Origin of the sequence: Streptomyces sp. NPDC056222 (assembly GCF_042264065.1) — a bacterium.
Classification (GTDB): Bacteria; Actinomycetota; Actinomycetes; order Streptomycetales; family Streptomycetaceae; genus Streptomyces.
In genome coordinates this window covers 53,233-71,924 of record NZ_JBHJTL010000006.1, presented here as the reverse complement: position 1 = coordinate 71,924, position 18,692 = coordinate 53,233, and the positions used below count along the sequence as shown (strand labels likewise).

Annotated in this window: 18 protein-coding genes and 1 pseudogene; 7 read left to right on the top strand and 12 right to left on the bottom strand. The window is 72.3% G+C overall.

Going from position 1 to position 18,692, the window contains the following annotated elements; all coding sequences use genetic code 11:
- Nucleotides 1-10: 10 nt before the first annotated feature.
- Nucleotides 11-1,318 carry a hypothetical protein gene (locus tag ACFC0D_RS05105; protein ID WP_376431138.1) on the top strand — a complete coding sequence of 436 codons (1,308 nt, stop codon included), beginning with the start codon at nucleotides 11-13 and terminating at the stop codon, nucleotides 1,316-1,318.
- Between the two features lie 113 nt (nucleotides 1,319-1,431).
- Here ACFC0D_RS05105 and ACFC0D_RS05100 read toward each other — a convergent pair whose 3' ends face one another.
- Both ACFC0D_RS05100 and ACFC0D_RS05095 read right to left on the bottom strand, forming a co-directional pair.
- Nucleotides 1,432-3,126, bottom strand: a complete 1,695-nt coding sequence (locus tag ACFC0D_RS05100) for a bifunctional 3'-5' exonuclease/DNA polymerase (RefSeq protein ID WP_376431136.1) — start codon at nucleotides 3,124-3,126, stop codon at nucleotides 1,432-1,434.
- 67 nt (nucleotides 3,127-3,193) lie between these two features.
- Nucleotides 3,194-4,438, bottom strand: coding sequence for a LuxR C-terminal-related transcriptional regulator (locus ACFC0D_RS05095; RefSeq protein WP_376431134.1), 1,245 nt, complete (start codon nucleotides 4,436-4,438; stop codon nucleotides 3,194-3,196).
- A gap of 149 nt (nucleotides 4,439-4,587) precedes the next feature.
- Between ACFC0D_RS05095 and ACFC0D_RS05090 the strand changes: the two genes are divergently transcribed.
- Nucleotides 4,588-5,505 carry an NADP-dependent oxidoreductase gene (locus ACFC0D_RS05090; protein WP_376431132.1) on the top strand — a complete coding sequence of 306 codons (918 nt, stop codon included), beginning with the start codon at nucleotides 4,588-4,590 and terminating at the stop codon, nucleotides 5,503-5,505.
- 4 nt (nucleotides 5,506-5,509) lie between these two features.
- On the opposite strand, the gene ACFC0D_RS05085 is transcribed toward ACFC0D_RS05090, so the two are convergent.
- The 5 genes and pseudogenes from ACFC0D_RS05085 to ACFC0D_RS05065 form a co-directional block, all read right to left on the bottom strand.
- Nucleotides 5,510-6,613: a phosphatidylserine/phosphatidylglycerophosphate/cardiolipin synthase family protein gene (locus ACFC0D_RS05085; protein ID WP_376431130.1), complete on the bottom strand. Its 1,104-nt coding sequence runs from the start codon at nucleotides 6,611-6,613 to the stop codon at nucleotides 5,510-5,512.
- A gap of 309 nt (nucleotides 6,614-6,922) precedes the next feature.
- A pseudogene (locus ACFC0D_RS05080) lies at nucleotides 6,923-7,024 on the bottom strand (Uma2 family endonuclease); the annotation flags it as partial.
- Nucleotides 7,025-7,032: 8 nt separating this feature from the next.
- A complete protein-coding gene (locus tag ACFC0D_RS05075; protein ID WP_376431128.1) occupies nucleotides 7,033-7,722 on the bottom strand; it encodes a hypothetical protein in 690 nt (229 codons plus the stop codon).
- Between the two features lie 156 nt (nucleotides 7,723-7,878).
- A complete protein-coding gene (locus tag ACFC0D_RS05070) occupies nucleotides 7,879-8,703 on the bottom strand; it encodes a helix-turn-helix domain-containing protein (protein ID WP_376431126.1) in 825 nt (274 codons plus the stop codon).
- Nucleotides 8,704-9,032: 329 nt separating this feature from the next.
- Nucleotides 9,033-9,449 (bottom strand): ATP-binding protein, encoded by a 417-nt coding sequence (locus ACFC0D_RS05065; protein WP_376431124.1) that lies wholly within the window; start codon nucleotides 9,447-9,449, stop codon nucleotides 9,033-9,035.
- Between the two features lie 153 nt (nucleotides 9,450-9,602).
- On the opposite strand from ACFC0D_RS05065, the gene ACFC0D_RS05060 reads away from it, so the two are divergent.
- Entirely contained in the window at nucleotides 9,603-10,463 is an 861-nt protein-coding gene (locus tag ACFC0D_RS05060) for a helix-turn-helix transcriptional regulator (RefSeq protein WP_376431122.1), read from the top strand.
- Nucleotides 10,460-10,651, top strand: coding sequence for a DUF397 domain-containing protein (locus tag ACFC0D_RS05055; protein ID WP_376431120.1), 192 nt, complete (start codon nucleotides 10,460-10,462; stop codon nucleotides 10,649-10,651). The genes ACFC0D_RS05060 and ACFC0D_RS05055 overlap by 4 nt, the downstream gene beginning before the upstream one ends.
- Nucleotides 10,652-10,713: 62 nt before the next feature.
- On the opposite strand, the gene ACFC0D_RS05050 is transcribed toward ACFC0D_RS05055, so the two are convergent.
- From ACFC0D_RS05050 to ACFC0D_RS05040, 3 genes are all read right to left on the bottom strand, one after another.
- Nucleotides 10,714-12,801, bottom strand: a complete 2,088-nt coding sequence (locus ACFC0D_RS05050; RefSeq protein WP_376431118.1) for an FtsX-like permease family protein — start codon at nucleotides 12,799-12,801, stop codon at nucleotides 10,714-10,716.
- Nucleotides 12,795-13,580: an ABC transporter ATP-binding protein gene (locus ACFC0D_RS05045; protein ID WP_376431116.1), complete on the bottom strand. Its 786-nt coding sequence runs from the start codon at nucleotides 13,578-13,580 to the stop codon at nucleotides 12,795-12,797. Before ACFC0D_RS05045 ends, ACFC0D_RS05050 begins: the two co-directional genes overlap by 7 nt.
- Nucleotides 13,581-13,769: 189 nt before the next feature.
- Nucleotides 13,770-14,582, bottom strand: a complete 813-nt coding sequence (locus tag ACFC0D_RS05040) for an NAD(P)H-binding protein (RefSeq protein ID WP_376431282.1) — start codon at nucleotides 14,580-14,582, stop codon at nucleotides 13,770-13,772.
- A 78-nt stretch (nucleotides 14,583-14,660) separates the two neighbouring features.
- On the opposite strand from ACFC0D_RS05040, the gene ACFC0D_RS05035 reads away from it, so the two are divergent.
- Both ACFC0D_RS05035 and ACFC0D_RS05030 read left to right on the top strand, forming a co-directional pair.
- Nucleotides 14,661-15,050 (top strand): winged helix-turn-helix transcriptional regulator, encoded by a 390-nt coding sequence (locus ACFC0D_RS05035; protein WP_376431114.1) that lies wholly within the window; start codon nucleotides 14,661-14,663, stop codon nucleotides 15,048-15,050.
- On the top strand, nucleotides 15,029-16,174 hold the full coding sequence (locus tag ACFC0D_RS05030) for a DUF2786 domain-containing protein (RefSeq protein WP_376431112.1): 1,146 nt from the start codon (nucleotides 15,029-15,031) through the stop codon (nucleotides 16,172-16,174). Before ACFC0D_RS05035 ends, ACFC0D_RS05030 begins: the two co-directional genes overlap by 22 nt.
- Before the next feature lie 399 nt (nucleotides 16,175-16,573).
- On the opposite strand, the gene ACFC0D_RS05025 is transcribed toward ACFC0D_RS05030, so the two are convergent.
- Nucleotides 16,574-17,488, bottom strand: a complete 915-nt coding sequence (locus tag ACFC0D_RS05025; protein ID WP_376431110.1) for an NAD-dependent epimerase/dehydratase family protein — start codon at nucleotides 17,486-17,488, stop codon at nucleotides 16,574-16,576.
- 293 nt (nucleotides 17,489-17,781) lie between these two features.
- Between ACFC0D_RS05025 and ACFC0D_RS05020 the strand changes: the two genes are divergently transcribed.
- Nucleotides 17,782-17,994 (top strand): DUF397 domain-containing protein, encoded by a 213-nt coding sequence (locus ACFC0D_RS05020; protein ID WP_329125573.1) that lies wholly within the window; start codon nucleotides 17,782-17,784, stop codon nucleotides 17,992-17,994.
- 79 nt (nucleotides 17,995-18,073) lie between these two features.
- Here ACFC0D_RS05020 and ACFC0D_RS05015 read toward each other — a convergent pair whose 3' ends face one another.
- A complete protein-coding gene (locus ACFC0D_RS05015) occupies nucleotides 18,074-18,577 on the bottom strand; it encodes an ATP-binding protein (RefSeq protein ID WP_376431108.1) in 504 nt (167 codons plus the stop codon).
- Nucleotides 18,578-18,692: the final 115 nt, after the last annotated feature.

The window sequence follows — 18,692 nt, the reverse complement described above, 5'->3', positions numbered from 1 at the left end:
GTGATTCGGCATGCCCCTGAACGAGGGACACGAACGCTTCGAGGAGGAACTCGGCGCGGCCCTGCGCCGCACCGGTGACGGCTTCGCCACGGACGACGGCCGCGAGCTGGTGGCCGGCGGGCTGGCCCGCGGGCGGAGCCGCGTGGTGCGGCGTCGCCTGGGCGCGGTCACCGGCAGCGTGCTGGCGCTCGCGGTGGTGGCCGTCGGCGGCGCGTACGGCGGTGATCTGCTGGGCTTGGGCGGCGGGGGAGCCGAGGGCTCCTCCGCCGCCGCGCCGAATCCGCAGCAGGGTGAGGGCGGCCAGGACAAGAGCGCCCGGGACAAGGCCGTACCGGCCGACGGACGCGGAGCGACGGCTCCGATCGTGGCCAAGGACCTGGCCGCCGCGCTCAAGGCGAACACGCCGGCCGGGGACTGGACCATCACCCACAAGGACACGGGACGGAGCGTCACGGGCGTCTACGACGACGGCAAGGGCAAGGCGGAGGTCTCCGTCGCCCTCGGCCGGGCGCCGGCCGACGAGAACGCCGCCGCGGAGCAGGTGACGTGCCCGCCCAAGACCTACGTCCGGTACGACACCTGTACCACCGAGACGCTGTCGAACGGCGACCGGCTGATGGTGTTCCAGGGGTACGAGTACGCGGACAAGACCGTGGAGACCAAGAACTGGCGGGCGGTCCTGCTGACCGAGGACGGTTTCCTGGTCGACGCGAGCGAGTACAACGCGCCCGCCGCGCAGGGCCGGGCGACCAGCCGTACGAATCCGCCCTTCGCACCTTCCGTGATGAAGACGCTGGTCACGGCCGACGACTGGCGGCCACTGCTCAAGAAGCTGCCGGCGCGGAAGGACGACAAGCCCGGGCCTGGTACCGACACCGCACCGCCGGAGCCGAACGGCGCAGAAGTGGCGGCCACACTGCGCGCGCTGCTGCCCGAGGGCCTGAAGGTGACCTCCAAGGGCGGTGACGGCCAGTACGCGTACGTGGTCGTCGACGACGGCAAGGGCAAGAGCCTGATTGAGGTCAACGTCCAGCACGACATGGGGGACGAGTCCTGCACGCTGTACTGCAGCGGCTCCACCACGCTGCCCGACGGGGGATTCCTGAAGCTGACCCAGCAGCAGGGTGAGAAGGGCGGTGCGGGTGTCGTCTGGTGGAAGGCCGACACCATGGACAGGGACGGCTTCCGGGTCGTGGTCTCCGCGTTCAACGCGGGCGCGCAGGACGCGAAGGCGACACGCGCCGAGCCCGCGCTGACGATGGCCCAGCTCAAGGCGATCGTCCTCGACGCCAGGTGGGCGAAGATCCAAGCGAAATAGGGGCGCCGAATCCGGCGGCGGCGGCCGGACTCCGGCGGGGGCCCGGCCGCCGCCGCCTTCGCGCGTGGCATGACCCGCCGCCGCATCGCGTCCCTGGCGCGCCCGGCCGGCCGCTACTTCGCGTCCGCGTACCGCTCCACCGTCGCCGTCGTGAACGGAAAGCGCACCGGAGTCCGGCCGAACGCGATCCGGCCCGCCTCGTCCCCCGCCGCGCGGATCGCCTCCGTGACCGCCTCCGCCTCCTCCGCCGGACAGTGCACGATCACCTCGTCGTGCTGGAAGAAGACCAGCTCGGCCCGCATCCCCGCGGTGGCGCGCCGCAGCGCGGCCAGCATCAGCAGCGCCCAGTCCGCGGCGCTGCCCTGCACCACGAAGTTACGGGTGAACCGCCCGCGCGCCCGCGCGTTGCTGGAGGCGTACCCGGGCGTGAACCCGTCCTCCGCCACGACAGCCTCGCCGCCCTCCTGCGGGATCCCCGCCTCCTCGTCCTCGCCGGCGCCGACCGCGCGCGGACTGGTCCGGCCGAGCCAGGTCCGTACGAGCCGGCCCTCCTCGCCGGCCTTGGCCGCGTCGTCCACATAGGCCACCGCCCGGGGAAAGCGACGGCGCAGCGCAGCCAGGTTCTTCAGGCCGTCACCGCTGGTCTGGCCGTAGATCGCGCCGAGCAGCGCCAGCTTGGCGTGGTCGCGGTCGCCGGAGAACGCGCGGTCCGACAGCCGGGTGTACAGGTCGTCCGGGTGTCCGGCGACCTCCATCAGGCCCGGGTCGCGGGAGATCGCGGCCAGCACCCGGGGCTCCATCTGGTCGGCGTCGGCGACCACCAGCCGCCAGCCCTCGTCGGCGACGACGGCCCGCCGGATGACCTTGGGGATCTGCAGCGCGCCCCCGCCGTTGGTGGTCCAGCGGCCGCTGACCGTGCCCCCGGGCAGGTACTCGGGGCGGAAGCGGCCGTCGCGCACCCAGTCCTGGAGCCAGGACCAGCCGTGGGCCGTCCAGATCCGGTACAGCTTCTTGTAGGCGACGAGCGGCGCCACCGCCGGATGGTCGAGCTCCTCCAGCTCCCAACGGCGCGTGGACCGCACCCGGATGCCGGCCTGGGCGAAGGCCTTGACGACGTCGGCGGGCAGGTCGGGGCGGACGCGTCGGCCGAAGGCGGCCGAGACCTCGTCGGCGAGCTCGGCGAGCCGGCGTGGCTCTCCTCCTCCCGCGTACCGCTCGCCCAGCAGCTCGTGCAGCACCTCCCGGTGCACATCCGCCCGCCACGGGAGCCCGGACCTGTGCATCTCCGCGGCGACGAGCATCCCCGCCGACTCGGCGGCCGTGAGCAGCCGCATCCGCCCCGGGTGCTCGGCCAGGTCGTGGCGGCGGTGCTGCTCCGCGTAGACGGCGAGGAGGTCCTCGAAACGAACGGCCGTGGCGCTGGGTCTGGCCTCGAAGAGGGAGTCCTGAGAGCCGGGCTCGGCGGCCCGCTGCGGCGGATCGGGCGGCACGGGCGCGTTCCGCAGCCGAGCGAGGGCGGCCGCCGCGGACCTGGGCTCCCCGAGGCGCCCCTCGTGGCCGAGGAGGAGCTGCTCGGCGACCTCGATGTCGTAGCACCGCTCGACGCGGACGCCGGCGGCGAGGAGCCGTGGATACACCTCGGTCGTCGACCGCCACACCCAGCGCGCGACGCCGGGCCGGGAGCGGACGGCCTCGACGAGGTCCGGCTCGCGGACGACCGGCCCGGCGGGCAGCCCGTCGGGACCGAGCGGGACGAGCAGCGCTCCATCCCCCTCCGCCTCACCCGCCAGCGCCCACCTCTCGCTCATGGGTGCGAGTCTGGCACCCACCACTGACAGGGCCCCGCTACGCCGCGTCCCGTCAGGGCGCGTCCCGTCACGCCGCCCTGTGGAACAGCGCCGCCGCCTCCCCGCGCGACCCCACCCCCAGCTTCGTAAGGATCTTGGCGACGTGGAACTTCACCGTCGACTCGCTGATGTGGAGCTCCTGGGCGATCTGCCGGTTGCGGTGGCCGAGCGCGAGGTGGGTGAGGACCTCCAGTTCGCGTTCGCCGAGGTCGGTGAGCGGGTTCGCTCCACCGTGCGGAGCGTCCGGGGTGGCGAGCGGGATCACGGCCGTCATGGTCGTGCCCCAGCCCTGGACCGCTTCCATGTCCAGATGTCCGCCCAGCACCTCCAGCCGGTCGGTGACGCTGCCCGCCCCCAGGTCGCAGCCTTCGAGCGCGCCCGACCCGTCGTCCCGGACGGTCGCCCGCAGTTCGTGCTCGGTGAGCTGCCAGCCGACGTGGACCCGGCGCACGGAGTCCTGCTCCAGAACCACCAGGAGCAGCGCCCGCACGATGGCCCGCGCGCTGTGCGCCACGTCCGCCGCGAGGGAACGCTCGGAGCCCGGCGGGCCGAGTTCGAGCCGCACCGGGGTGTGCCGGAGCATCGGCCGCAGTTCGTCGGAGAGCCGGGCGAAGGCATCCGAGGCCGGTTCCTCGGCGATCGCCCGGTCCCGCTTGGTCGCGGCACGCATCTCGATCAGCGCGGAGGCCGCGAGGTCGGTGGCGGTCGCCCGGGCCGTCGAGTCGTCCAGCGCCCGGCTGCGCAGCACCCCGAGCACCCCGGAGACGGCGGCCGCGTGGGCCGTCGACAGCTCCGCGACGACCCGTGCCCGGGTGTCGGCCGCCGCGCGCGAACGCGCCAGCGCCCCCGGCATCGCCTCCACCGCGAACCGGTCGAAGTGGCTGGTCACCAGGTCCCAGAGCCCTTGCGCCACGGCGAGCCCGTCCTCGTCGACGCGCGCGGAGCCGTCCTCCCGGACGAGGACCAGGACGGAACGGCGTGCTGTCGCGTCGCTGGTGACGGCGACGACCTCGCGCTCCCTGCCGCCGATCGTGGCCCGTCCCTGCCACGGGCTTCCGGGGGTGCCGGACGTCAGCATCGTGGTGAGTTCGGCCGCGACGAGCAGCTCGGTCTCGCCGACGGTCTTGAACGGCGAGTGGGCGCAGTGGGTGGAGAGTTCGGCGGCTCCCCGGTGCGGGATCAGGGGCGCGAGGGCGGCCGAGAGGCGGGGCAGGATCTCCCCGAGCGGCTGCCGGATGATCTCGTACGCGGTGGTCAGCGTCGTCGCGTCCATGCGCTCAGCGTAGTCAGGGGGCCGGGCGGGGCGGCTGTCCTTTTGGCCAGGTGGTACTGGCCGTTGGGAGGGCGGAGCGGAGGGGGTGGTGATCGCAGGCTTGTCCCATCGAAGCAGCGAGCGTTCAACGAGAGCCCACGGAGGCCGAGATGGAAGCGATCACGTACGAGGAGTTCGGCGGTCCGGAGGTCCTGCGTCAGGAGGCAGGGGTGGCCGTGCCCGAGCCCGGCGCCGGCGCGGTGCGGGTGAAGGTGGCGGCGGTCGGCGTCAACCCCCTCGACCACAAGCGCCGTTACGGCTGGGTCGAGGCGTTCTACCCGACGACGTTCCCCGCCGTGCCCGGCCTGGAGTTCGCCGGAACGGTGGACGCGCTGGGCCCCGACGTCACGGGTGTCGCGGTCGGCGACGAGGTGTTCGGCTGGACGACGACCGGCGCCTACGCCGAGTACGCCCTGGCCGAGGTCTTCGCCCCCAAGCCGGCCGGACTGACCTGGGAGCAGGCCGCGAGCATCCCGGTGGCCGGCGAGACCGCGCAGCGGGTCCTGGAGCTGCTCGGGGTGGGGCGGGGCGAGACCCTGCTCCTGCACGGCGCGGCGGGCGTGGTCGGCTCGGTGGCCGTCCAGCTCGCGGTGGCGGCAGGAGTGACGGTGATCGGCACCGCCTCGGAGCCCAACCACGCGTACCTGCGCTCACTGGGCGCGATCCCGGTGACGTACGGCGACGGCCTCGCCGATCGGGTCCGCGCGGCCGCGCCCCAGGGCGTCGACGCGGTCTTCGACGCGGCGGGCCACGACACGCTGCCGGTCTCGATCGAGCTGACGGGCGGCGCCAAGGACCGCATCGTCACGATCGCGGCCGTGGACGCGGAGGAGCACGGCATCGTCTTCACCGGCGTCACGGTCCCCCCGGAGATCGCCCGCACCTGGCTGACCACCCACGCCGGCCTGTCGGTTGAAGGCGCCCTGACGGTCCGCGTCGCGGAAGCCCTGCCGTTGAAGGAAGCGGCCCGGGCCCAGGAACTCAGCGAATCGGGCCATGCGCGCGGCAAGCTGATCCTGCTGCCTTAGAAGATCACTGCAGGACCGCCTCGGCCCGCATGGAGAGGAAGTTCGCCTTGTAGGCATCGTGTGCCGCCGCGCCGGCGAGGCGGATCAGTGCCTCGTCGTTCTCCCGCAGGGAGGAGGTGTCCAGGTTATGCGAGCCGGTGAAGGTCCACTTCGTGTCCGGGTGGCCCGCGTAGTTGCCCTCGACGAGCAGGTACTTGGAGTGGACGAAGTAGCCGCCGGCGTCGAGGCGGTAGGGCTTGATGCGGGGGTGGCCCTGCAGCGTCGCGAGATCGTTGGAGTCCTTGTAGACGATCTCGATCCAGCAGTCCTGGTCGGCCAGCGAGCGCAGCTTGGTAGCGATCTCGTCCCGGTGCAGGGCCCACGCGGCGATCCGCACGATGGTCTTGTGGGAGGTCGTGCCGGTGGTCGTGTTCCCGGTGCAGGAGACGTTGTTCAGGAAGCCGAGCACGATGTCGCCGCTCTGCTGCGGGAAGAAGTAGTACTTCGCGTCGCCGGCTTCGCCCGTCCGGTAGTAGTCGCTCGTCTTGCTCATCGCGGCGAGATCGTTGAAGTAGTCGGTGTACGCCGTGTAGAGGGCGGTGTTGCCGACCACGGTGTACGCGTTGTTCCACTGCCGGGTGGTGGCCGACGCCGTCTGGTTGGCGGAGCTCTGGATGACCACGTCCTCGGCGACGCCCTCATCGCCGACGCGGGAGAAGGTGAAGAACTTGTTGTGGTTGATCGGGTTGGTGCCGCCGGCCGCGATGCAGGCGCCGCCTGCGGTGCACACCTGAACCCAGGAGCGCTGGGACCTGTCGGTCCCCAGGGCGGCGATCAGGTTCTGCGCGGGTGCCGGGGTGGGCGATTCGACGGACTTGTGGTCCAGGACCACGCGGACGTTGACGCCGCGCAGGTGCGCGGCGACCAGGGCATCGGTGAAGTCCTGGTCCTGCATGACGTACAGGGCCGCCCGCAGGGTGCGATCCCCTTGGGTGCGGCCGATGGCCTGGATGATGTGGTTCTTCACGGCGTCCTGCTCGGCCGCCGTTCCCTTCGGGTTGTTGAAGACGGCACCGGTGACGACGGGTGGCGCCTCGTCGGCGGCGGCGGGGGCGATGCCTGAGATCACAAGGGCGAGGGCGACCGCAACGGTCGCCCAGAAACGCTGGTGTATGACTCCTCCTGGGCTCGATGGTGGCATGAGCCTGCCATGAGTCCTCCGTGAGTGGGAACGAAGGGCTCCGCTGGGTGCGGGGTCAGGGGGACAGGAGGAGATCCGGACGCCGTAGCCCTTCCTGGCAGCGAGCGCCGCTCCGGCGGCGGCTCCCGCCTTGCTCCCGGAGATGACCTCCTCCCGCATTGGACGAAAACGACCTTCGAGGGCGCTTGCACGGGCGTACCCACAGGGCCGCCCGCGGTGCCAGGTCCCAGTAGGTGGTCAGGGGTACTGGGGCAGATCCTCGGTCGAGATCGTCCAGTCGGCGATGGTGACGTCCTCGCCGTAGACGAAGTCCTTGCGGGGGGCGTAGCGCGGGCCCTGATATGCCGTCATGCGGAAACCTCAGGTGGTGCGTAGTGATGCAAGTAGTTACGCAACTGCGGTTCGAGCTGGGATAGGTCGCCGCCGTTGACCGCATGCCAAAGACGGTTCTCGATCCAGAAGCGATGGGCGAACTCCTCGAACGACGGTGCACACCAGAGGATCGCGGCCGTCTGCTCCTCCACATCATCGAGGTCAGCCTCTGTCTCCTCCCTGTCACGTTGGGCCTCGAACTCGTACTCGTAGTCGAGGTGGGAGTGCACCACGAACACCTCGCCGGAGGAGCGGAGGTAGAGGTACCAGATGACGCAGTCCTGCTGATCGCGCAGGAACCGCACGAGGAAGGAACCAGGCTCGACCGGGCTGGGTAGTGGTTGCGAGATGTCGGTCCAGCAGCCAGTCACCGAGGCCTCGTCCAGCGAGCCGTACAGATTCGCGCTGGTCTGGAAAGCGACGAAGTCCTGCGGCAGAGACAGGCTCCGGGCCGCCAGACTCCCCGCCAAGTCGTTGAGCTTCGCGACCTGCTCAGGGTCGTGGCCTTGGGTGCCACCGAGCCACTGGAAAGCTCCTGTGAACTGGCTGGAGTCGAGCGGCGGCAGGCTCTCGTACGGGTAGCGCTCATAGGTGTAACGGCAGGCGCGGTACTCGCCGAGGTCGGTGGCGCACCACGCGGCGTCGAAGCTGACCGAGGACAGCACAGACCCGGATTGTTCATCAGGCATCGGGACCCCAGTTGATCACTGCGAGCGGAGTTATCGGCGCCAGCTTGGCAGCCGCCACCGACAACTCTTACTACGGGTGGGTCAGACCGTTTCCCCGGAGCTGGGTTGGGGCGAACGTTGCCTGATGCGGCACTAGGCGGCCTCTCTTCGTTCGGCTTCGCAGTCGCGGCAGCGGCCGGGCTCCGGAGAGCGGAAGGCCCGGTCGCAGTCTTCGCAGGTCTGGAAGGGGTCGGGGGTCGGTGGCCGGGCGGGTAGGGGTGGCGGCAGCAGGGCCGTGAGTCTGTGGGCGACGAGCCCGGCCGGGCTTCTGAGCTGGTCGGGGAGGCAGGCGGAGAGGGTGCGGCGGACGGCGTCGGGGTGGGCACCGCGCTCGAACCAGGCGGTGACGCCGGGGGCGAGGCGTCGGACGTCCCGCTCGGCGAGGAGAAGCCGGGGCTCGTGCAGGCGCAGCCCGGCGAGGAGTTCGGCGGCGGGGCGGTGCGCCTGGGGAAGCGCCGGCGGGGGCGGCGGGGGAAGTTTGGGCGCCGGGGCCGGGGCCGGGCGCGGAGCCGGGGGCGGCGGGGGCGGGGGCGGGGGCGGCACCGGTGGCGTGGGTGGCGTCTCCGGCGGGGGCTCCGGTTCAGCCCCTGGTCGGTTGTACGAGACCGTGCGCGGAACCAGCCGCCCGTTGGGCAGACGCTCGTTGAAGCGCTTCAGGTAACCCGCCGCCTCCAGCTCGCGCATGGCGGCGGCGACACGCAGCTCTCCCTCCGGGAAACGGTCGGCGATGGCCTTGATGCCGACGGAGGCCCCGGCGGGCAGCGACTGGATGTGGACGGCGAGTCCGATCGCCAGCAGTGAGAGCTCGTGGTGCTGGGCGAGGTGGTTGCCGACGACCGTGTAGCCGGTCGTGTGGCGGACATTGACGTGAATGAGTCCGGCGGCACGTGGGGTCGCGCTAGGCTGCTGATAAGCCATCGGGAAGCGACTACTTCCTGCTGGTAAGCCATCGGGGAAGCGACTACTTCCTCGTTGGTCAGGCCCTCGGTCGGGATCGCTAGTCCCGTCGAGGGCCGACGTCTGTCTGGGGTCGGCGAGAGCATATGCCAGGCAACCGGTCCCAAATCCAGCCCAGTTGGCACAGATCACCCGTGTGAGTGACCGGTGATCGACGGGGAGGCTGGAGGGGTGGGGTGGGTACTTTCCCCCGGTTTCTTTAAAGCTTTTCCGTCGTGGCCCGCCGCGTCGTGGCCCGCCGCGTCGTGGCCCGCCGCGTCGCGGCCCCCCGCTACGCGGCGGGAACGGCCTCACGGGAGCCCGATCACCGCCCAGACCGTCTTGCGCGGCACGGGCCCCGACGACACTCCCCACTGGTCCGCGAGCGCCTCGACGAGCAGCAGCCCCCGCCCCGACTCGGCCACGCCCGTACCCCTCAGGACCGGGACGCGGTCGCCCCGGGTGTCGGTCACCTCGATACGGAGCGTGGTCGCCGTCGCCGAGAGCGCCAGGTGGAAGTCCCGTCCGGGGACGCGACCGTGGGTCACCGCGTTGGCGGCGAGCTCGGCGACGACGTGGGCGGCGTTCTCCGCGACGGCCCCCAGATCCCAGGTCCGGAGCTGCTCGACGGCCAGGAGCCGGGCGAGGCGGGCGCCCCTGCGCGTAGCGGAGAGCTGGATTCCGAACTGGCGTACAGGCGCCATTACTTGAGTCGATTCATGGTTCATGCCCCCAGCCTGGGGAGCCGTGGTTACGCTGCGCAGCGAAGTCGCCCTTACGTACGGTGATTGTCCCGAGACTGTCCGGCGCTGTCCCGGCTGTCCCGCGCGCCCGTCGGGTAATGCGGCGCTGAGCACAGGTACGGCATCACGGAGGCGGGCGTGAGCGTGAGCGTGGACGAGACGGAAGAGCCGGGCTGGGAGGTCGACCCGGAGGACGAGTCGGGTGCGGCGGTGGTCGCGGCGGTGGGGCGGCAGATCAGGAAGTGGCGCGAGTCGAAGGGGCTGCGCGCCGCCGAGCTCGGCGAACGGATCGGATACGGCGAGGACTTGATCCGCAAAGTGGAGCGCGGCGCCCGCATTCCTCGCACCGAGTTCCTGGACAAGGTGGATGACGCCCTGGGGGCGGGCGGGCTCATCGCCGTCATGAAGGCTGACGTGGCAGAAGTCCGCTATCCCAAGAAGGTGCGGGACTTGGCGCGGTTGGAGGCGCGGGCGGTCGAGATCGGGGGGTACGAGAGCAATTACGTCCACGGGCTGTTGCAGACGCCCGATTATGCGAGGGCCCTGTTCGAGATGCGGCAACCCGCCTACTCCCAGGAGGAGGTGGAGCGGAATCTCGCCGCGCGAATGGCCCGCCGGGCCGTCTACGACCGCTCGCCCGCGCCGGCGCTCAGCTTCGTCCTGGAAGAGGCGACCCTCCGGCGGCCGATCGGCGGCACAATGGTCTGGCGCCAGCAGCTCCAATACCTCTTGGAGGTGTGCCAGTTGCACCGCAGCATCGCGCTTCAGGTCATGCCCACTCACGTTGATGCGCACGCGAGCATGGACGGGCGTATCGAGATGCTGAAGTTCGGCGATGGCACGGCTGTGGGCCGCTCGCCCGGCGCCTTCAACGGGCGCCCCGTTTCCGACCTTAAACAGCTGAGGATCTTGGAACTGCGGTATGGAATGATCCGGGCGCAGGCTCTCACGCCGAGGGAGTCACTGGTCTTCATCGAGCACGTGCTGGGAGAGACATGATCCACAAATCCGAGCTGGCGTGGTTCAAGAGCAGTTACAGCGGTGGCAGCGAAGGCGACTCCTGCGTCGAGGTCGCCACCACCCCCGGCGCCGTCCACGTCCGTGACTCCAAGGACACCGACATCCCCCACCTGGACCTCGCGCCCTCCGCCTGGGCCGCCTTCGTCTCGTACGCCGCGCAGGGCTGACAGGGCGGGGCGGTGGCCCGGCTCCGACCCCGGCCACCGCCCCGTCCACCCACCTTCGCCGGTCAGCGCGTGGCGCGCCACGCGGGGAGCGCCGAGGCGGTCACGGCGACCGCCGCGCACACCCCCGCCGCCGCGCCGACCGCCGTCCACGGCACCGACAGGGAGACCGGCGCAGACAGGGCCGCGAGGCCCACGCCCAGGGCGCCCAGGTTGACCGCCGTCACCGCCAGTCCGAGGGCCGCCCCGATCGCCACCGCCAGGGCGGCCTCGCCCGTCACGACCCGGAGGATCTGCGCCCGTGTGGCGCCGGCCAGCCGGAGCGCGGCCAGCTCCGCGCCGCGTACCGACGTCGCCATCAGGAGGGTGTTGGCGAGGGCGATCACGGTGTAGACGAGCGCGATGCCGAGCACCAGGAGCAGCCCGAGCCGGGTCTGCGGGCTGGTCGTGGGGTGCGTGGCGGCGGCCCACTCCTCGACCGTCCGCACCGTCCCGCCCGCCGCCGCGAGTGCCTCGGGACCCACGCCGGACGCCTCGATCCGGTCCACGGCCGCGCCCGGTGCGTTCGCCCGTGTCACGTACGGGCCGTTGTCGCCCGTCCCGAGTGCCAGGACCGCCACGACCCGCAGCTTCACCGGGCCGCTGCCGTCCGCGAGCCACACGTCGACGACCTCGCCGACGGACCGCCGCTCCCACTCCTCGTTGACGACGATCGACCGGTCGTCGAGGTCCCGCACGTCCCCGGCCTTCACCGGCAGCCGCGCCAGATCCGCGAAGGCAGCCGGGTCGGAGACGGCCCGGGCCCCGTACTTCACGAGCGCCGCGTCCCCGTCCCGTACGAAGACGGATGTCGTCGCTGTCGCCGAGGCGCCGGGGACCGGCCGCAGGTCCTCGCCGGTGACCACGTGCCGAGCGGCCGTCTGCTCCCGCGCCTCCTCGGCCTTCGTGCTCGTCACCGTCGTCGCCGAGCCCAGGAGCGAGCCGGCCAGCGCCACCGTGACGAGGACCGGCGCGGCCACGGCGGCGGTACGCCGCACCGCCGCCGCGCTGTTCTCCCGTACGAGCATCCCCGTCGCCCCCGGCAGCCGCAGGGCGCGCGCCACCGGACGGACGAGCAGCGGGGCGAGCAGGGCGACGCCGGTGATCAGGAGCATCGGCAGGGTCGTGTACGTCTTGCGCTTGAGCAGCGACGACGGGTCGGTGAACCCGGTCCACACCAGCAGCCCGGCCCCCGTCAGGAGCAGCCCCGTGCCGAGCAGCGCCCGGCCGAGGGGCAGGACGTCGGTGTCGACGTCCGCCTCGCGCAGCGCGGCCGTCGGGCCGACCTTCCCGGCCCGGCGGGAGGCGGCGACCGCCCCGGCGAGGGCGACGGTCACCCCCGTCCAGAAGGCGGCGTGCAGCGGCCAGGTGGCGCTGCCGATCGCGAACCAGTCGGGGGCGAGTGCGCCGTCGACGAGCGCCCGCGCCAGCCAGGGCGCGCCCCACGCGCCGAGCGCGCAGCCGGCGGCCGAGGCGACGATGCCGACGCCGGCGGCCTCGGCGCGCAGCATCCGCCGGACCTGGCCGGGGGTGGCCCCGGCGGTGCGCAGCAGGCCGAACTCCCGCCGCCGCAGGGCGACCGCGAAGGCGAAGGTGGAGGCGACGACGAAGACGGAGACGAAGGTGGTGACGCCACCGGCCGTGCCGAGAAGGGAGTTGAGGGCGACGAGCGCCTCGGCGTCCCGCTCGGGCTCGGGGTCGGCGAGCCGCCGCTCGTTCCCGGTGAGGACCTGACCGCGGTCGCCCACGAGGGTACGGATCTCGGCGGCGGGGCCGTGGACGCCGACGGCGTCGGGGCCGCCGGCCGTGGTGACGGTCCAGCGGGCCTTCAGCTCGGCAAGCAGTTCGATATCCACAGGCTGTGGACGGTCGAGCCTGCGCGATACGGAGGCGGTGTCCGGCCCCCGCCGGACGTCGACGGTGACCGCGTCCTTCCCCTTCACCACCACGGGCGCGTCCGCGAACCGCCGCGGTTCCCGCTCCGGGGCGTCGAAGGTCGAGGCGAGGCCGAGACCCATGGTGGTGAGGAGCCCGACCCCGAGGGCGAGGGCGACGAAGCTGCCGAGGAAGGCGGCCCAGCGGGCGCGGAGACCGGAGAGGACGACGGTCAGCACGGGACGGCCTCCGCCCCGGACGCGCTCGCCGTCTCCGTCGCGGTCTCCAGGCCGGCCATGCGGGCCGCGACCCGCTCGACCGTGGGCCCGTACAGCTCCCCCTCGACCCGCCCGTCGACCAGGAACACCACCCGGTCCGCCCGAGCCGCCGCCACCGGGTCGTGCGTCACCATGACGATCGTCTGGCCGTCCCGGTCCACCAGCTCCTGCAGCATCGTCAGCACCTCACGACTGGTGGTGGAGTCGAGGGCTCCGGTCGGCTCGTCCCCGAAGAGCACCGCCGACCGGGTGATCAACGCCCGGGCGATCGCGACCCGTTGCTGCTGCCCGCCGGACAGCTCCCCGGGACGGTGCGACTCCCGCCCGCCGAGCCCGACCCGTTCCAGCGCCGCGCGCACCTCGCCCCGGGACACCCGTCGCCCCGCGAGTCGCAGCGGCAGTGCCACGTTCTGCGCGGCGGTGAGCGAGGGCAGCAGGTTGAAGGACTGGAAGACGAAGCCGATCCGGTCCCGCCGCAGCAGCGTGAGCCGACGCTCGCTCAGCCCTTCGAGGGAGATCCCGCCCACCTGGACGCTCCCGCTCGTGGGCCGGTCCAGACCGGCCGCGCACTGGAGCAGCGTGGACTTGCCGGACCCCGAGGGGCCCATGACGGCGGTGAAGGTCCCGGTACGGAAGTCGAGGTCGACACCGTCCAGGGCGCGGACGTCGCGGTGGTGACGGTGGAGCGCGACGAGCCGAACGGCGGTGTCGGAGTGGGGCGTTGAGGGCGTTGAGGTCATGGCTCCAGCGAACCGTCTTCCCGTTCGGGGATCACGACCACTGGAGGGCGTCCACGAGGTAGGCCTGGCCCTACCCCCCGGGGGGCAGGAAAGCCCCACCCCCCGGCGGAATGCCCCACCCCTGCCGGCGGAATGCCCCACCCCTGCCGGTGGAACGCCCCACCCCTGCCGGTGGAACGCCCCCTCGCCCTACCCCTTGCGTACGGCCGCCACGAACACCTCGAGCGCGTCCAGCGGCTCGCGCCCCAGCAGCTGCCGCAGGCTGCTCTCCACCCCCGTGCCGTCCATGAAGCCGTGCGCGACGGCCGAGTACGTGCCCGTCAGCATCGGGACCTGGAACGGTGCGGCGCCGGAGGCGGCGATGGCCGCCCGCGCCTCGGCGAGCGTGCCCGGGGCGTACTCGGCGCCCAGCGCCCGCGCCAGGTCGGCCCCGCCCAGCGGGCGCTCGCCGACGAGCTCGTACGTGCGGCCGGCGTGCGCGGCCGGTGCGGTGGCGACGGTGACCGCGATCTCGGCGAGGTCCTCGCGGGCCACGGCGGCGAGCCGGCCCTCGCCGAGGGGGCCGGTGATGCGGTTGTCGGCGTCCGGGGTGGCGATCCAGGTGAGGAACTCGGCGTAGAGCCCGTTGCGCAGGACCGTCCAGTTCACGCCGGACCGCCGGAGCCGCCGCTCGGTCCAGCGGTGGGCGAGGGAGTACGTGAGGTGGTCGCCGTCGCCGGAGAGGCTGGTGTAGACGATGTGGCCGACCCCGGCCCGCTCGGCGGCGGATATGACAGCCTCGTGGCGGGCGACGACCGTGTCGTCCTCGCCGTAGCCGGCCGAGATCAGCAGCAGGGTCTCGACCCCGGCGAAGGCCTCCGGCAGGGTGCCGGGCTCGTCGAAGTCGACGAGGCGGGTGCCGGGCAGCCCGGCGCGTGTGCCGAGGACGACGCCGTCGCGGCCTGCGAGGCGCTCCGCGACGAGCGAGCCGAGACCGCCGGAGACACCGGTGACGAGCAGCATGATTCCCCCGATTTCGTGATCGTGTTCGGTGACACTCATCCTTGGACGAGCGCGCGGATCCCGGAAGGAGGCACATTGATGTCAGTGGGGCACACGGAGGTAACCACCGACCCGGTCGTGAGCTGCGCGGAGGAGTGCGGAGTACGGGACGTGCAGGACCGCCTCGGCGACAAGTGGACCGTCCATGTCGTCGTCGAACTTGCGGCGGGGCCCAAGCGGTTCAAGGAGCTGCAGCGGCTGGTCACCGGCATCTCGCAGCGGATGCTCACGCTGACGCTGCGCCGTCTGGAGCGGGACGGGCTGGTGACGCGGACGGTGTATCCGACGACGCCGCCGCAGGTGGAGTACGCGCTGACGGAGACGGGCCACAGCATGACGCATCTGATCAAGCAGCTGATCGACTGGTCGCTCGACCACCGTGCGGTGATCGGTCGGGCGCGCGAGGAATGGGACGCGAAGCAGTCGTGAGCACGACGAGCACGGTCGAGCAGGCCTTCGAGGCCCTCTACACGGACGACGAGACGGCCCTGGACACGGCGGCGTCCCTGCTCGCGGCGGACCGGACGGCGGACGCCGAACTGGCGCGCCGGGGCGAGGAGTTCGTACGGCGGGCGTGGGAGCGGGGCTGGCAGCCTGCGGATCTCGTACGGCTGGTGCGGCGGGACCTGGCCGAGGAGCACATGCGGCTGGCGGGCGCCCTGATCACCTCCGAGACGGGCCGCTACGAGCGGCTGCCGCACCGCTGGGCCGCGCAACTGGCCGACCTCGACACCACCCCCGTCCGGGCGGACCGCTTCTCCTCGGCGACGACGACCCTGGAGCTGTACGGCCTCCTCGTCCGGCTGCCGTCCCTGGAGCCGGTGGGTCCGGTGCCCGGTGACGTGCTGCCGGCCGCCGTGGCGGGGGAGCCGCGGATGCTGACGCGCGTCCGTGCCCTGCTCGCCAAGGCGGAGGCGACGGGCTACCCGGAGGAGGCGGAGGCGCTGACGGCCAAGGCGCAGGAGCTGATGGCCCGCCACAGCCTGGACGAGGCGGCGCTGGAGTCACGCACGCCCTCGGGCGATGTGCCGGGCGCCGTCCGGATCGGGGTGGAGCCGCCGTACGAGCAGGCCAAGGCGATCCTGCTGGACGCGGTGGCGGAGGCGAACCACTGCCGGGCCGTGTGGAACGAGGCGTACGGCTTCTCGACGGTCGTCGGCTTCGAGGCGGACCTGGATCCGGTGGAGCTGCTGTACACCTCGCTCCTGGTTCAGGGCACCGCGGCGATGACGAGGGCGGAGGCGGAGCAGCGGGCGGGCGGCCGGAAGCGTACGAAGTCCTTCCGGCAGTCGTTCCTGCTCGCGTACGCGAACCGCCTCGGCACGCGCCTGGCGTCCACCTCCCGCCGCGTGGCCTCCGAGACCCCGACGCTCCTGCCGGTACTGGCCTCCCGTGAGGTCGCGGTCACGTCCCGCGCGGACGAGATGTTCCCCGAGACACGGACGACCCGCGTCCGCGCGATGTGGGACGAGGCGGGCTGGACCCACGGCACGAGCGCCGCGAACGCGGCGGGGTTGGGACGCGGACACCGGGAGATCCGCGACACGCGCTGACGAGATCCGGCCCGCACGGTCGACCTCGGCCGGTCCGACGTGACCTCGCCGACCTCGGCCCGGTCCGGCCTGCACGGTCGACCTCGGCCGGTCCGACGTGACTTCGCCGACCTCGGCCGGTCCGACGTGACCTCGCCGACCTCGGCCCGGTCCGCCGTGACCTTGCCGACTTCGGGCGGGTCGGCCGTGGCCGGGTCGACTTCGGGCCGGTCGGCCTGGGGCCGGCCGCTTCGGCCCGGTCGGCCGCGTGCCCATCGGACGCGGGCCGGTCCCCCGCGGGCCTCGGCCCGGTCGGCCCCCGTCCGGTCTGGCGGAGCGACTTCGCCTGCCCCCGTCCGGTCCGACTGAGCGGCTTCGCCCGCCTCCGTCCGGTCCGGCCCGGTACCTCGGGCCGGCCGCTCACCACTCGGTCAGCGCGGCGAGACCCGCCGCGCAGTCCCGGTACCGCGGTGTCCAGCCGAGCTCGGCCTCCGCCCTGGCGTTGGAGACCCGCAGGTTCGTGGTCGAGATCGTGTGCGCGTACGACATCGGCCGGGTCATCCAGGCCGGCACCGTCATCGGCCTCGGAGTGCCGAACACCGCGGCGACCGCGCGCACATGCGCGCCGAAGCCCATCGGGGCGTCGTCCACGATGTTGTACGCCTGCCCCGGCCGTCCGCCCTCGACCGCCAGCGCCACCGCGCGCGCCGCGTCCTGCAGGTGGACCCAGGGCAGCACCTTGCCCCGGTCGGCGACCGCCGGCAGCTTCCGCTTCCGCAGCAGATCCACGATGGTCTCGGTGCCCCCGGGGCCGTAGAACACGCCGAACCGCAGCGCGACGCCCTCGATCCCCTCGGTCCCGAGCATCAGCTCCTCCTTGGTCCGCATGGCGTCCACATGCCGCTGGGACGGCGCGTCCAGGCCGGTCGGACCGAAGACGTCGCCCTCCGTGATCACCCGCTCCCCGAAGTCCCGGTACCCGTACCCGAAGACCATCGACTCGGCGATCATCCGCCGCGCCCCCACCGCGCGCGCCGCCTCGACCAGATGGGTGGTCCCGGCGACCCGCAGCGCGTCGGTCGTGGCCATGTCCCGGTGCCTCAGCGGAGGCTCGCGCAGCGCGGTCGCCGCGTGCACGACGGTGTCCACCTCCAACCCGTCCACCGCCCGGAGCAGCGCGTCCCGGTCCATGAGGTCGGCGACGACGTCGTTCTCCGCCCCGCGGCCCAGCCCCAGCACGGTGTGTCCGGCCGCGGTGAGTTCCTCGGCGACGTGGCGGCCGAAGACCCCGCTCGCCCCTGCCAGCAGCACATTCCTGGTGTCAGTCATGCTCATGGGACGAGCATGGGCTCCCGGACGTGACATCCCCGGAAGCGACCCGGGGGGAGCGGGCGGGTGGAGGAAATCGGGCGAGATGTCGCAGGCCCTGCCGGAGGAGGGCGGGGACCGGCCATGACTCATACTCGTCGGTAGCACGCTGAGTGGCGTAGTCGATACGCCACCCCCCGTGCACGTGCATCTGCTCATGCATTGGCATATGAACACAGCTATGATCCGAGGAAGTTGACACCTGCATCAAGCATCTCGGGGAGCTACCAGTGCATCATGCGCATCATGCGTACAACGGCATGGCGGCCACGGAACTTGACGGTGTCGTATGGCAGAAGAGCCGGCACAGCAACTCCCAGGGATCCTGTGTGGAGTTCGCCAAGCTGCCCGGTGGCAACGTTGCCGTTCGCAACTCGCGCCACCCCGACGGACCCGCACTCGTCTACACGCCCGCCGAGATAGAGGCGCTGCTGCTCGGCGTCAAGGACGGGGAGTTCGACCACCTGGTGTGAGCGGCCGCGGCGGGCGGTCGCGACGAGAAGGGCCCCGGCTGGGGCGGGGGCCCTTCTCGTGTACGTCATGTACGGCCCGTCACTCCGGGCCGAGCCGGAACAGCGCCCAGACGACCTTGCCCTGGAGCGTCCCGGCCAGCGGGTGCCATCCCCAGCCGTCGCTGAAGGAGTCCACCAGGAACAGCCCCCGGCCGGATTCCGCCGCGAAGTCCTCGTCGGCCTCACGTGTCTCCGGGCTCCGGTGGCTCGGATCGCGTACGGCACACACCAGACGGCTCGTCCAGCGCATCAGGTGCAGGCGGACCGGGGGAGTGGGCCGGCCGCCCTCGTCCTGGGGCGCGTCCGACGGCAGCGCGTGCCGCAGGGCGTTGGTGACGAGTTCGGAGACGACCAGCGCGACATCGTCGAAACGCTCGGTCAACTCCCACTGCGCGAGCGTCGCCTGTGTGAACTTCCGTGCACCGCGCACCGCTTCGTAGCGGGGTGGCAGCGCGCAGGAGGCGGAGGTGGAGACGGCCGCGGGATCGATCGGCGGAAGCCCCTGCCGTAACGGCTCGAGCATGGTCGATCCATTCGTCCCCATGCGAGGCACTCCCGGGAATCGCGACTGTGGTGCGACAACACGAACGAGTACGCAGCTGCGCGGGGTCCATGGTTCCGAATGCGACCAAGGGATGCAAGGGCAGATGCACGTGCAC